Annotated in this window: 11 protein-coding genes and 1 pseudogene; 7 read left to right on the top strand and 5 right to left on the bottom strand. The window is 66.6% G+C overall.

The features are described from left to right. Window positions 1–537 precede the first annotated feature (537 nt). Window positions 538–1,728 (bottom strand): FAD-binding oxidoreductase, encoded by a 1,191-nt coding sequence (locus tag HF886_RS12660; RefSeq protein ID WP_169652455.1) that lies wholly within the window; start codon window positions 1,726–1,728, stop codon window positions 538–540. Between the two features lie 113 nt (window positions 1,729–1,841). Between HF886_RS12660 and HF886_RS12655 the strand changes: the two are divergent. Beyond that, window positions 1,842–2,445, top strand: a pseudogene (locus tag HF886_RS12655) (GNAT family N-acetyltransferase). Between the two features lie 24 nt (window positions 2,446–2,469). Here HF886_RS12655 and HF886_RS12650 read toward each other — a convergent pair. The 4 genes from HF886_RS12650 to thiD form a co-directional block, all read right to left on the bottom strand. Then, complete coding sequence (locus tag HF886_RS12650; protein ID WP_169652454.1) at window positions 2,470–3,510, bottom strand: hypothetical protein; 1,041 nt, start codon at window positions 3,508–3,510, stop codon at window positions 2,470–2,472. Beyond that, window positions 3,500–4,579, bottom strand: a complete 1,080-nt coding sequence (locus HF886_RS12645) for a hypothetical protein (protein ID WP_169652453.1) — start codon at window positions 4,577–4,579, stop codon at window positions 3,500–3,502. Before HF886_RS12645 ends, HF886_RS12650 begins: the two co-directional genes overlap by 11 nt. A gap of 3 nt (window positions 4,580–4,582) precedes the next feature. Next, window positions 4,583–4,873 (bottom strand): hypothetical protein, encoded by a 291-nt coding sequence (locus HF886_RS12640; protein ID WP_169620496.1) that lies wholly within the window; start codon window positions 4,871–4,873, stop codon window positions 4,583–4,585. Window positions 4,874–5,115: 242 nt separating this feature from the next. Next, complete coding sequence (gene thiD, locus HF886_RS12635) at window positions 5,116–5,907, bottom strand: bifunctional hydroxymethylpyrimidine kinase/phosphomethylpyrimidine kinase (RefSeq protein ID WP_169620711.1); 792 nt, start codon at window positions 5,905–5,907, stop codon at window positions 5,116–5,118. A 173-nt stretch (window positions 5,908–6,080) separates the two neighbouring features. Here thiD and HF886_RS12630 point away from each other — a divergent pair, with 173 nt between their 5' ends. From HF886_RS12630 to ndk, 6 genes are all read left to right on the top strand, one after another. Next, window positions 6,081–6,521, top strand: a complete 441-nt coding sequence (locus HF886_RS12630) for a hypothetical protein (protein ID WP_169652452.1) — start codon at window positions 6,081–6,083, stop codon at window positions 6,519–6,521. A gap of 40 nt (window positions 6,522–6,561) precedes the next feature. Beyond that, complete coding sequence (locus HF886_RS12625; protein ID WP_169652451.1) at window positions 6,562–8,550, top strand: S9 family peptidase; 1,989 nt, start codon at window positions 6,562–6,564, stop codon at window positions 8,548–8,550. Window positions 8,551–8,645: 95 nt separating this feature from the next. Continuing rightward, complete coding sequence (locus HF886_RS12620) at window positions 8,646–11,309, top strand: valine--tRNA ligase (RefSeq protein ID WP_206036802.1); 2,664 nt, start codon at window positions 8,646–8,648, stop codon at window positions 11,307–11,309. Continuing rightward, window positions 11,306–12,727 (top strand): folylpolyglutamate synthase/dihydrofolate synthase family protein, encoded by a 1,422-nt coding sequence (locus tag HF886_RS12615; protein ID WP_169620500.1) that lies wholly within the window; start codon window positions 11,306–11,308, stop codon window positions 12,725–12,727. Before HF886_RS12620 ends, HF886_RS12615 begins: the two co-directional genes overlap by 4 nt. Next, window positions 12,724–13,128, top strand: a complete 405-nt coding sequence (locus HF886_RS12610; protein ID WP_346765356.1) for a DUF4233 domain-containing protein — start codon at window positions 12,724–12,726, stop codon at window positions 13,126–13,128. The genes HF886_RS12615 and HF886_RS12610 overlap by 4 nt, the downstream gene beginning before the upstream one ends. 16 nt (window positions 13,129–13,144) lie before the next feature. Next, complete coding sequence (gene ndk / locus HF886_RS12605; protein WP_169620501.1) at window positions 13,145–13,564, top strand: nucleoside-diphosphate kinase; 420 nt, start codon at window positions 13,145–13,147, stop codon at window positions 13,562–13,564. Window positions 13,565–13,833 lie beyond the last annotated feature (269 nt).

Genomic DNA, 13,833 nt, shown 5'->3' with positions numbered 1-13,833 from the left:
TTCGGCATGGGAAACATCCTTCCATCGTGAGGAGTGATCCTCACAGATCAGATGTCAACCAAACCGGGGGCAGTCCCCTTGACCGGCGCCGAAGCAGTCGAAGGCCGCACAACCGCGGAACCCTCTGGCGTGCAACGTCCTGTGGATTCCACACGAATGGTCGGGCTCGAGGTTCGGGCACGGTACGCCGGCAGGTTTGTCGATGGGAAAGTCCGCCGATCTCGAGAATCCGAAAGCGTTACAGCACAGCGCGAAACAGTTCGAACAGTCGGCTTCTAGTTCCGAGGAGAGGGGGATGGTGACGGGCATGGGTGCTCCAGAAGGTGATGTGGGTGCGAATCGGGGAGCGGGGAACCAACGTCCGGTTCCCGGTCGAAACACACGGAATCACCACACCGCGGAGAGGCGACGAGAAGTCGTCGCGGTGGGTTCGGCTCACAGAGACAGCATGCGTATCACTGCCGACACCGTAACAAGCGCCGAGGCGGACCATCAAGACGCGTGAGGAGTCGGTCGCGCGTCCTCACTCGCACACCTCTAGCGCATTTCACCGGCGCCCGCGTAGGGGCGCAGACTCGCCAAGGGCTCGCCCTCCTCGAAGCGCGAAAACCGGAAGTCGTCGCCGTCCACCTCGGGCGTGCCGGAAATGCCGTCGAGCAGGAGATCAGCGGCCAATCGCCCGACGGAGGGAGAGATCTTGTAACCGTGGCCACTGAAGCCGACGAGCAGGAACAGGCCGGGAGCGGGGGACGGGCCGATGATCGGATTGTAGTCGGGTGTGACGTCGTAACAACCGGCGTAGGACGACGCCAGTCGCGGGTCGGGCATGTGGGGGAGCAGGCGATCCAGTTTGCCGATCGCGGCGGCGACGACGTGGTCGCCGGCGCGGTTGGAGTAGGTGTCCGGATCGGCCCACTCGGGGGTCGAGTGGTCGCTGTTGCCGACGAGCAGGTCGCCGTTCGGCTCGCGCCTGAGGTACTGCAGGTTCACCAGATCCGAGAATGTGGGCACATCCGGTGTGGGGGTTCCCTGGTCGACGAGCAGAATCGACTCGCGTTGCACGCGTACGGGGACCTCGATGCCGGCGGTGGCGCCGAGCGTCGGAGACCATGCTCCCGTCGCGAGCACCACTGTGTCCGCGTGGATTTCGGATCCGTCGGCGAGAACGACACCGTAGACTTCGCCGTTCCCGCGCTGCAGAAGGGCGGTGACCTCGGCCGCCTGCCGGATTCGGACCCCGAGGCGTCGTGCCTGCGCGGCGTAGGCCATACCCGTCATATACGCGTCGCCGTGCCCTCCGAGGGGTTCGTAGGCGAACGCCGCGAAATCGTCGAGGGCGATACCGGGCCATATGTGCGCGACCTCGTCGGCGTCGAGCGACTCCACGGGTATACCCAGATCGCGGTGCATCTCGGTGTTGGCGGTCATGGGTGCGACGTTGTTCGCGCCCACTCCCACGATGTACCCGGTCTGCCGGAAGCCGATGTCCGTACCGAAGATCTCCTCGGCAGCCGAGAAGACCTGAACCCCGTGCCAGGCCATCGCCGCGAGCGATCGCACACCGTAGTGGCAGCGGACGATCCCGCTCGATTTTCCGGTCATGCCGGAACACAGCGTGTGTCGCTCGAGAACGAGGACGTCGGATTCACCGCGTTCGGCAAGTGACCAGGCTGCGGCCAGTCCCTCGAGTCCGCCACCGACGATCACTACACGGGTGCTCTTTGTCATCGGTCCTCCACAATCGTGTTTCTTAATGAGAGACAGTGTTGCATACGAAGAAACGTAACGACCCGTCGGCGTGTGACGTGAACGTAAAATATTGGCCCGGTAGCGTCGATGCTGTGAGCGTGACTGTGCGTCCGGCGACGAAGACCGATGTCCCTGCCGGCGCAACTGTGCTGGCGGATGCGTTCTTCGACGACCCGGTGATGGCGTGGATGTGGCCCGACGAAGGGCGTCGTGAGCACGGGCTACGACGGTATTTCGCTGCCGAAGCCCGATTTCATTCCGTGCCGGTCGGCGGTGCCGACATTGCGGAGAGGGACGAAATCGTGGGCGGTGCCGCATTGTGGGGCCCCCGGTGCATGGAAGCCGACGGTATGGCAGTCGCTTCGCATGTGGCCCCGGCTCGCGGTCGCACTCGGCAGTCACCTGCGCGCCGGAATCGCCGTCAGCGCAGCACTCGAGGCAGTTCATCCCGCCGAACCGCACTGGTACCTCTCGACGCTCGGTAGCGCGTCGCACTCGCGCGGAGGAGGATTCGGTGCCGCCCTACTCCGCTCCCGACTCGACCGCTGCGACGCGACGCACGCGCCCGCCTATCTCGAATCCAGCAAGGAAGTGAACATCGGCTACTACGAACGCTTCGGATTCGAGGTCACCCGCGAGATCGCGATTCCCCGCGGCGGGCCCACCCTCTGGGCCATGTGGCGGAATCCGCGCTGAGCGACAGGGGACTCGACCGCGCTGTCACAAGCTCCACTTCCGGAGGAACTCGTCGCGACCCGTGGAGCCCGGTACGAGACGGGGGACGGGAACCGGACGTCGCTGGGAGCGCCACCACGCTGTTGTGGCGTGCGACCGCAGGACTTCGACAGTGCGAGCGATGGCTTCGGGGTCGCGCAATTCGCGACGCGCGTCGGGGTTTTCCATGTAGTGCTCGACCGCTGCGTCGATGATCTCGGGAGAGATCCTGAAAGGTCGGCGGTCGACGTGCACGAAAAACGGCAGGTCGTCTGTGAGGGAGCCGTGTTTGATGACGGTGTTGTCGAATCTTTTCCACAGGGGGATCGGCGAGGAGAACGTGGCGCGGTGGCTGGGACCGACCCAGACAGCGAGGAATTTCCAGTGCCCGTTGGGTTGGACGAGAAAGAGGCTGTCCCAAGGTATCCACGCGTCGTGGGCGTAACCGCGGAGGTGGAGTCCGTCGTGCCGGATCGCGATGTGACCGGGGCGGACACGGCCGAGCACGATCAGCACGACGATGACTGCCTGATACCCGAACGTGAAGACCAGGAGGATTGCCAACCACCAGGGCTCGATCTCCTCCTCGACCGGGGAGACATCGGTGGTGGACACACCGATTTTCAGCAGGAACCCCATGAAGACAGTGAGTCCGGGAAGCACCGCGAACATGGTCAGGTTGTAGATCAACCGTGACTGACGGAGCAGGAGAGCCGGTATGCCCTCGTCGGTGCCGACGGCGATGTCGGAACGCCGGGTGCGAGGGCTGTGCATCAGCACGAGGAAGACGGGGAGAAGCCAGATGACCACCCCGAATCCGAGTGTGAACCAGAGCCAATCGGTCGCGTAGGTCGGACCGAACTGAAACCTGTCCGGGGTGATATCCACCGTGCCGTCCCGCCACTGTCCGAAGGCGTGAACAACCAGGCCGGTGCTGAGAGCAATAAGTAGGGCAGCGGTCACGCAATGTCCGTAGACCGTGAGGGTTCCGTATACCTTCCGACGGGTCCCGCTGTCCGCCTCCATCGGCGCATTGTCAGTTGCCATCGGTGAGTACCTCTCGGACGGCGTCGCCGAGGGCGAACAACGCATCTTTTGCTTCATCCAGTTCGCGGCCTCCGGCTTCGAGGGTGCTGAGAACTGTCGCGGACGAATCCTCGTAGAGGTGGTCGGCACCGCCGGAGGCGAAGATGCCGACCGCTGTTCCTACCGCTGCGCCGCCCAGAGTGCCTAAGAAGGGAAACGCTGACCCGGCAATAGCTCCCGCGGCTATCGACGCGGCGAGCCCGGTCGAATTGGAGACCACAGCCTGCTCGAGAGGCTCACCGCCGCCGAAATAGTCGAGTCCGACGCCGGCAACGAGGCCCACGGCCCCTGTCCCCACGGCCAACCTGGTCGGAACCGGCGCCAGATCGCCGCGCTTCGCGATCGTGGAGGCGAGATCGTCGGTGGATGCTTTCGCCTGTCCGAACATGCGCCGCACCTCGTCGTACGGGGTACCCGGCGCGAGGTCGAGCACCGCCTGCATCGACCGCGCCGAACGTTCGAGACACATGGTGGCTCTTCCCGCCAACCGTTCGACGCGTTCGCGCAGTTCGGCTGTCAGGTAGTCGAACCCGGTGGTGGTAGTGAACAATGCGGCCCAGGCGGGACTCGTCCACCGATGGGTGACTCCCGCGATATCGCGTGCCCACCGGCGGTGCACATCTGTCGCGGCATCCGCCAACTCGTCATAGATTCGGAGCAGAGACTCGTCCGAATACGGACCCGGATCGCCGATGGTGTTGCACACGACCGGGAGTCCGGCACTCGCTGCGCGGTCGCGAATATCCGACATATCCGCGAGAGCCGAAGCGAGCGCAACCGACAGCGTGTCGAAATCGTCCGCAGCGGAGAGCGTCCTCGCGTGAAACTCGTCGACGACCCGCACGATCCGCGATGCCTCGCGCAGGTACCGGTCGGACGCCTCTCCCTCCCATGCGTCATCGGCGATGCGGCGGGCTTCTTCGGCATTGTCCCCGGCCGCAGCGAGGGCGGCCGCGAGGTGGCAGCGGATCAAGTGCCCGACGCGCGAGATATCGGCGGGATCGCCGTCGATGTAGGTATCGATCGGCACGGCTCACTCGCCCTGATCGGGCCATGCAGTGACGATTCGCTCGGCGGTGCCGGCGTCACTGTCGCGGTACGCCTCGGCGCAGGAGCTGAGCATGCCCGCAGCGATACCGAGCGTGTGCACGAGACCTGCGACATCCCCGACGGCCCGCCCGAGTACGCCGACAAGCGCGCCGGTGGCCGCGCCCGCCTGCACTGTGTCGGGAAGCGGGTCGACTGCGGCCGCCACAACACGGGCGGAGTCTTCGTATCGCGCTGCGGCGCGGAGTAGTTCGTTCGGATCGACGTGCAGGCTCAACGCGTCGCCTGCCGGCGCGGCGTGCTCCCGTTACCCGGTCGTCGGCCTTCGCCGCCGTACAACGCTCGGCCACATGGACTTTGCAGAAGTGGTGACACTGCATGCGACGGTAAGGTCACGACGATCCCCCCTGATCGGTCGGCGACGCCGGACCCCCCGGTCGGCGACATCGGTGACAGGGTATCAAGATCGAATCGGTTGTGCGATGCGGGCGCAGCGACTACGCCCCGTGACTACGGCGGTCAGGCACCCTGCCACACGGTGTCGAACGGCGTGTGCCCCGACACCCGGCCCTTGATGCCCTTGGTGACGAAGTCCTTCGCATTCTGCACCGCGCGAGTGACGTCGGTGCCTTTCGCGATTTCCGCGGTGATCGCGGCGGCGAGAGTGCACCCGGCGCCGGAGACCCGCTCGCTGCCGATCTTGGGTGCCGACAGCAGCGTCACCTCCCGGCCGTCGAACAGCACGTCGACCGCGTCGTCACCGGCGAGTTCGACACCGCCCTTCGCGACGACGTACTGCGGTCCGAGATCGTGGATGCGGCGCGCGGCTTCGACCAGGTCGTCGACCGAGTCGATGCTGTCCATGCCGGACAGGGTGCGGGCCTCGAAGAGGTTGGGGGTCACCACGGTGGCGTGGGGGAGTATCTGGGTGCGCAGCGCGTTGTCGGTGTCGAGTGCCGCGCCGGGTTCCTGCCCTTTGCAGATCAGGACCGGGTCGAGCACGACGTGCCGCCAGTTCTTCTTGCCCAGCGCGTCCGCGACCACGTCGATCGTCGCCGGAGTTCCGAGCATGCCGATCTTCACGACGTCGAGGTCGTGGGCCGCCGTCGCAGCCTGAATCTGGTCGGCGATGACCTGCGGGTCGATCGGTACGAATCGGTGACCCCAGTTGTTCCCGGGGTCGAACGACACGATGCAGGTGATGGCACCGACCCCGTACACGCCGAGTTGCTGGAACGTCTTGAGGTCCACCTGCAGCCCGGCACCGCCGGTGGCTTCCGATCCGGCAATGACGAAGGCGAGATCGACCACGATGAGTTCTCCGTTCGGCTGGGATGATCGCGGATGCATCAGCGATCGTGTAGCAGGCGTCCCAGCCTAACAACCGGGACTACGGAGCCCGCAGGGGTCATCGGGCGAAACGCCCGGTGTGTACGGTCCTCGTCCGGCAGCATGGAGGCATGTGACGGCGTAGGCGAGGCACGATGACACGCTTCTTCGGAGTGATGCTGGTACTGGTGGCAGTCGTCGCTGCCGGTTTCTATTTCGCCTTGCGCGGCCTCTCCGACTCGGATTCGACGAGGACCGTCGAAGACACCCGGGTGCTCCTCGACGGCACTCCCACCACGTGCGGCGAACTGCTCGGCGCACCGTGCAGCGTGGCGATGCAGACCACGTACAACCGGATCGCGCCCCGACTCGACGGCTTCGTGCGCGGAGCCGATCTCGGTCCGTGGGCCGCAACGCTCGACTCCGACGAGACGGCCGCCCTCGTCGTCGAAGCGTGCAGCCTGATCGGTCAGCCGGGGCAGACGCAACTCGAATTCGTCGACCTTGCCCGCGTCCGGCACCCGGAGGCGGGGAGCCCGGAGCTGTTCCCCTTCTGGAATCGTGCGCGTGAGGGTCTGTGCCCACCTCCGGCCTGACACACCCGCAGGGCGCGTCCCCGACGTTAGGGTTTCGGGCATGACCGCCTTCGACGATCTCGACGACTACCTTGCGCTGCCGCGTGCCACGAGCCTCGTGATGTCGCCCGACGGCACCCGCCTGGTACTCGCGCAATCGGTGCTCGACGAGAAGGCCACGGCGTACACCGGGGCACTGTGGGAAATCGATCCCGCAGGCCACGAACCCGCCCGCCGGCTGACGCACGGCGTGACGGGCGAATCGAACCCGACGTTCACAGCCGGCGGCGACCTGCTGTTCATCGCCTCCCGGGGGGACGGGGACCCGGCGTCGCTGTGGAGCCTCCCCGCAGCCGGAGGCGAAGCAACACCCGTGGCCACACGCAAGGGCGGCATCGCGACGGTCCACGCCGCGGCAGCCGCAGATCGCATCGTCGCCACCGCGAGCGTGTTCGGGCACCGGGACAGCGACGACGAACGTATTCGCACCGCACGCGACGACGCGAAGGTGACCGCGACCCTGCACACCGGATATCCCGTCCGCTACTGGGATCACGATCTCGGACCCGACCGCCCGCATCTGCTGACCGTGCGGGAACGCGGAGACCTGGTCGACCTGACACCCGGCATCCGCGGTGCTCTGCGCGACGCGCAACTCGACGTGGCCGCCACCGGGTCGTTCGCCGTGTCGACCTGGGTCGTATCCGGCCCGCGCGCATCCCGTCGGACCACTCTCGTGCGGATCGACCTCGCTACCGGACTTCGCACGCCGCTCGTCGACGATCCCACCGGGGACGCGCTCCACCCCGTCGTGTCACCGGACGAAACCCGGCTCGCCTTCCTGCACGAGACGGCGGGCGATCCCGACACGCCCCTGAAGACGACGGTGCGCGTACTCGACCTCACGGACGGCACCACCACCGTCGCGGCACCCGGATGGGACCGGTGGCCCACCTCGATCGCATGGCTACCCGACGGGTCCGGACTCGTCCTCACCGCAGACGACCACGGACGCGCCCCCATCTTCGTACTCCGCTCGGGAGCCGACCGCCCCGACGCACTCACCGGCGGGGACGAGGCCTACACCGACGTGCGTGTCGCACCCGACGGCACTGCTCTGTACGCGCTGCGCGCCTCGTATCGCATGCCGCCGCACCCCGTCCGCATCGCTCTCACCGGACCCGACGCGGGCACCGTGACCCCGTTGCGAGCCCCCGCGGACCTACCGGAGCTTCCCGGTAGGCACACCGAGATCACCACGACCGCCGCGGACGGAACCCCGCTGCGTGGATGGCTCGTGCTGCCGCACGACGCGACGGAGGGCACGCCCGTCCCACTGCTGCTGTGGATTCACGGTGGACCGCTGGGAAGTTGGAACACCTGGTCGTGGCGATGGAATCCGTGGCTGATGGTCGCGCGCGGATACGCCGTGTTGCTCCCGGATCCCGCACTGTCCACCGGGTACGGCGAAGAGTTCGTCCTGCGAGGCTGGGGCCGGTGGGGAGCCGAACCGTACACCGACCTCATGGCGATCACCGACGAGGCCGTCGCGCGACCCGACATCGACGCCGACCGCACCGCGGCGATGGGCGGATCGTTCGGCGGCTACATGGCGAACTGGGTGGCCGGGCACACCGATCGGTTCCGCGCGATCGTCACCCACGCGGGTTTGTGGGCGCTCGACCAGTTCACGCCGACCACCGACGTCGCCTGGTACTGGCAGCGGGAGATGACTCCCGAGATGGCCGTGGAGAACTCTCCGCACCTGTTCGTCGCCGACATCGTCACTCCGATGCTGGTCATTCATGGTGACAAGGACTATCGCGTGCCCATCGGAGAGGCGCTACGGCTCTGGTACGAGTTGCTCGACGAGTCGGGGCTGCCCGCGGAGGACGACGGAACCACGGTGCACCGGTTCCTGTACTTCCCGTCCGAGAACCATTGGGTCCTCAGCCCCCAGCACGCCAAGCTCTGGTACCGGGTGGTCGAGGCGTTCCTGTCCGAGCACGTTCTGGGCCGGCCGGTCGAACTACCGGAGCTGCTGGGCTGAGGGCCGTTCCCGTGCGGGCACCGGCGGCGGTCCGGGATACCGGCAGCGGCCGACAGCCCGTGTCCAGGCGGTTTGTGCTCGACGCTTACGATTGCCTGGTGACCAGTGCGCCAGAGAACCCCCAGAATCCCGCAGATGCCCTCCCCAAGAGCTGGGACCCCAGCGCTGTCGAGGCCGAGCTCTATCAGGGGTGGGTGGACGCCGGTTACTTCGAGGCGGACCCGGGAAGCGACAAGCCCGGCTACTCCATCGTGCTCCCGCCCCCGAACGTCACGGGCAGCCTGCACATGGGTCACGCGCTCGACCACACCCTGATGGACGCGCTGACCCGCCGCAAGCGCATGCAGGGCTGTGAGGTGCTCTGGCTCCCCGGTATGGACCACGCGGGCATCGCGACCCAGACCGTGGTGGAGAAGCAACTCGCCGTCGACGGCAAGACGAAGGAAGACTTCGGCCGCGAACTGTTCATCGACAAGGTGTGGGAGTGGAAGCGCGAATCCGGCGGCACCATCCAGGGGCAGATGCGACGTATCGGCGACGGCGTCGACTGGTCGCGTGATCGCTTCACGATGGACGAGGGTCTTTCCCGCGCCGTGCAGACGATCTTCAAGCGCATGTACGACGACGGCCTGATCTACCGTGCCGAGCGCCTGGTCAACTGGTCACCGGTGCTGCAGACGGCGATCTCCGACATCGAGGTCAAGTTCGAGGAGGTCGAAGGCGAACTCGTGTCGCTGCGCTACGGCTCGCTCGACGACGCCGAGCCGCACGTCATCGTCGCCACCACCCGTGTCGAGACGATGCTCGGTGACACCGCGGTCGCGGTGCATCCCGAAGACGAGCGCTACAAGCACCTTGTGGGAACCACGATCTACCACCCGATCACGGGACGCCAGATCCCGGTGATCGCCGACGCGTACGTCGATCCCGAGTTCGGCACCGGCGCTGTGAAGATCACCCCCGCGCACGATCCCAACGACTTCGAGATGGGTCTGCGGCACAACCTGCCGATGCCCACCATCATGGACAAGACCGGCAAGATCGCAGACAGCGGAACACGTTTCGACGGGATGGACCGTTTCGAAGCACGTGTGAAGATCCGTGAGGAACTCGCCGAACAGGGCCGCGTCGTCGCCGAGAAGCGTCCGTACGTCCACAGCGTCGGCCATTCCGAGCGGTCCGGCGAGACCATCGAGCCGCGCCTGTCGATGCAGTGGTGGGTGAAGGTCGACAAGCTTGCCGAAACCGCCGGCGACGCAGTGCGCAACGGCGACATGGTCATTCATCCCAAGAGCCAGGAACCGCGCTGGTTCGCCTGGGTCGACAACATGCACGACTGGTGCATCTCGCGGCAGTTGTGGTGGGGTCATCGCATCCCGATCTGGTACGGCCCCGACGGCGAAGTGCAATGCTTCGGCCCGGACGAAACCGCACCCGAAGGCTGGGAGCAGGATCCCGACGTCCTCGACACCTGGTTCTCCTCCGGACTGTGGCCGTTCTCGACGATGGGCTGGCCCGACAAGACGCCCGAACTCGAAAAGTTCTATCCCACCAGCGTTCTCGTCACCGGCTACGACATCCTGTTCTTCTGGGTCGCCCGCATGATGATGTTCGGTACCTACGTCGCCGACGACGACGCGGTGAACGGCGGCAAGGTGCCGTTCAAGGATTTGTTCCTGCACGGACTGGTCCGCGACCAGTTCGGCAAGAAGATGTCGAAGTCGCGTGGCAACGGCATCGACCCGCTGGACTGGGTGGACCGCTTCGGCGCCGACGCACTGCGCTTCACCCTCGCGCGCGGCGCGAACCCGGGTGCCGACCTCTCCGTCGGCGAGGACCACGCACAGTCCTCCCGGAACTTCGCCAACAAGCTGTTCAACGCCACCAAGTTCGCGCTCATGAACGGCGCCGTGGTGAGCGAGATCCCGGCCCGCGACGACCTCACCGACGCCGACCGGTGGATCCTCGACCGGCTCGACCAGGTGCGCGCCGAGGTCGACGAGGCCTTCGAGAAGTTCGAATTCTCCAAGGCGTGCGAGGCGCTGTACCACTTCGCGTGGGACGAAGTGTGCGACTGGTACCTCGAGCTCGCCAAGGTGCAGTTCGCGGACGGTGACGTCAGGAGCGCGCACACCAAGGCCGTGCTCGGAACCGTGCTCGACCAGTTGCTGCGGATGCTGCACCCGGTCATCCCGTTCGTCACCGAAACGCTCTGGAAGGTGCTCACCGGCGGCGAGTCGCTGGTGATCGCATCCTGGCCGGTCGCGAGTGGCGTGCCCGCCGATGCGGACGCCCTGCGCCGCGTCGAGGACATGCAGAAGCTCATCACGGAGATCCGCCGGTTCCGCAGCGACCAGGGCCTCAAGCCGTCGCAGAAGGTCGCGGCCCGGCTCGAGGGGATCGACGGTGCCGACCTCGTCGCCCAGGTTCCCGCGGTGCGGTCACTGGCGCGTCTCACCGATCCCGAGGACGGATTCGCAGCGACGGCGTCCATCGAGGTCCGTCTGTCCCGCGCGACCGTCACCGTCGAGCTCGACACCTCCGGCAGTATCGATATCGGAGCCGAAATCGCACGTCTGCGTAAGGATCTCGCCGCGGCGGAGAAGGATCTCGCGGCGACCTCCGGCAAGCTGTCCAACGATGCGTTCCTGGCGAAGGCGCCCGAACCGGTCGTTGCGAAGATCCGCGCGCGCAAGCAGGTCGCCGAGGAAGAGATCGCTCGCATCGACGCGCGACTGAAGGAGTTGGGCCAGGCGTGACCACCGATAATTCCGGGGGACCGTCCCCGGTCGACGTCGCCGAACTGGCGCTGGTCGAGGCGGAACTCGACCAGCGCTGGCCCGAGACCAAGATCGAACCGTCGCTGGCGCGTATCGCGGCGCTGATGGACATTCTCGGCTCGCCGCAGAACAACTATCCGTCCATCCACGTGGCGGGCACCAACGGCAAAACCTCCGTCGCCCGGATGATCGACGCCCTGCTGACCCGGATGCATCATCGCGTGGGCCGCACCACGAGTCCGCACCTGCAACTCGCGACGGAGCGCATCAGTATCGACGGCGCGCCGGTGTCACCGCGCACCTATGTCGACACCTACCGCGACATCGAACCGTATGTGCGCATGGTCGACGAGCAATCCGAGGCGGCCGGCGGACCGAAGATGAGCAAGTTCGAGGTGACCACCGCGATGGCGTTCGCGGCGTTCGCGGACGCACCGGTCGACGTCGCAGTCGTGGAGGTGGGCCTCGGGGGACGCTGGGACGCGACCAACGTGGTCACCGGTCAGGTCGCGGTGATCACCCCGATCGGAATCGACCACACCGGATACCTCGGTGAGACGCTCACCGAGATCGCGGGGGAGAAGGCCGGAATCATCAAGAAGGCCCGGGGCGACGACCTGGTCCCGCGCGACACGGTCGCCGTCATCGCGCAACAGGAGCCCGAAGCGATGGACGTCCTGCTCCGGCAGACCGTCGAAGCGGATGCGGCCGTTGCTCGTGAAGGCTCCGAGTTCGCGGTGGCGCGGCGTGCCGTGGCCGTCGGAGGTCAGCAACTCGACCTCCAGGGGCTCGGCGGTGTCTACACCGACATCTTCCTGCCGCTCCACGGCGAGCACCAGGCGCACAACGCCGTGGTGGCCTTGGCTGCCGTCGAAGCGTTCTTCGGCGCCGGCCCGCAGAAGCAACTCGACGTCGACGCGGTGCGCGAGGCCTTCGCCTCGGTCGTCAATCCCGGACGCCTCGAGCGCGTGCGCAACGCTCCGACCGTCTTCCTCGATGCAGCCCACAACCCGCACGGCGCGAAGGCGCTCGCGGCCGCGCTCGCCGACGAGTTCGACTTCCGCAAACTCGTCGGCGTGGTCAGCGTCATGGCCGACAAGGATGTGGCAGGTCTCATCGAGGCGCTCGAACCGGTCTTCGACGAAATCGTCGTCACCCATAACGGCTCGCCCCGGGCGATGGACGTCGAGGATCTCGCGAATATCGCTGTCGCGCGGTTCGGCGACGAACGGGTCGTCACCGCGGAGACACTGCCCGACGCGATCGAGACCGCGATCGCGATTGCCGAGGAAGTCGGCGAACCCGGTGAGGCAGTATCGGGTGCGGGCGTCGTGGTGACCGGCTCGGTGGTGACCGCAGGTGCTGCCCGCAGTCTGTTCGGAAAGGAACCCGCGTGACCAACCAGAGCCCGGCGGAACCGGAGTTCGGACCGCCGACCAAGGACCCCTGGAAGGGTTTCCGGGGTGTGATGGCCGGAACCCTCGTTCTCGAAGCGATCGTCGTACTGCTGGTGCTGCCGGTGATCGCGACCCTCGGCGGCGGCCTGACCGCGCTGTCGGGCGGGTACGTCGTCGGACTCGCGGTGCTCATGATCCTCGGGGCAGGGGTGCAGGGACGCTCGTGGGCGATTCCGTTCAACCTCACGCTGCAGGCTCTCGTCCTGCTCGGATTCCTCATCGACCCCGCGCTCGGCGCGGTCGGCGTGCTCTTCGGTGTGGTCTGGGCATACCTGCTCTACCTGCGGAAAGACATCAAGGATCGTGAATCGAGGGGTCTGCTACCGGGCCAGCGAGGCTGACCTCTACGCTTGTCGCGTGACTGAGCGCACCCTTGTACTGATCAAGCCCGACGGCGTTGCCCGCCGTCACGTCGGAGAAATCCTGTCGCGCATCGAGCGCAAGGGGCTGGACATCGTGGCTCTCGAGCTCCGTGTCGCCCCTGTCGAGGTCGCGGCGGCCCACTATGCGGAGCACGAGGGCAAGCCCTTCTACGACTCGCTGATCGAGTTCATCACCGGTGGCCCCCTCGTGGCCGCGGTGCTCGAGGGCCCGCGCGCGATCGCGGCGTTCCGTCAGCTCGCCGGCGGAACCGATCCGGTGGAGAAGGCCGTTCCGGGCTCGATCCGGGGCGATCTCGGCCTCGATCCGGGTGAGAACCTCGTCCACGGATCCGACTCCGCCGAGTCGGCCGAACGCGAGATCGCACTGTGGTTCCCGGCCCTCGCCGGTAACTAGTCCACCCACGGTGGCGGCCGTTCTGCTGGCGCCCCGGTGTCGTGCGGAAACCGTCCGCGACGACACGAATCAACGTTCCCGATATCGACCGACGGCGCCCCGCGGGGCGCCGTTGGCGTATCCGCGCACGCCTGTGTGGGATACTGGGGAAGGTTGCACCGTGCGAAACCCGTCCGGGGCGACCGAACGACATCACGGATCGATGCCCGACATCGCTGTGGCCGAGGACGAAGGAACCACCTCGCTCCGCGACATGCTGGATGTTCCGG

This window comes from Rhodococcus sp. 105337 (assembly GCF_012844225.1).
In the GTDB taxonomy this organism is placed as follows: Bacteria; Actinomycetota; Actinomycetes; order Mycobacteriales; family Mycobacteriaceae; genus Rhodococcus.
Note: the sequence above shows the minus strand (reverse complement) of the source record. Positions and strands in the feature narration are given on the sequence as shown.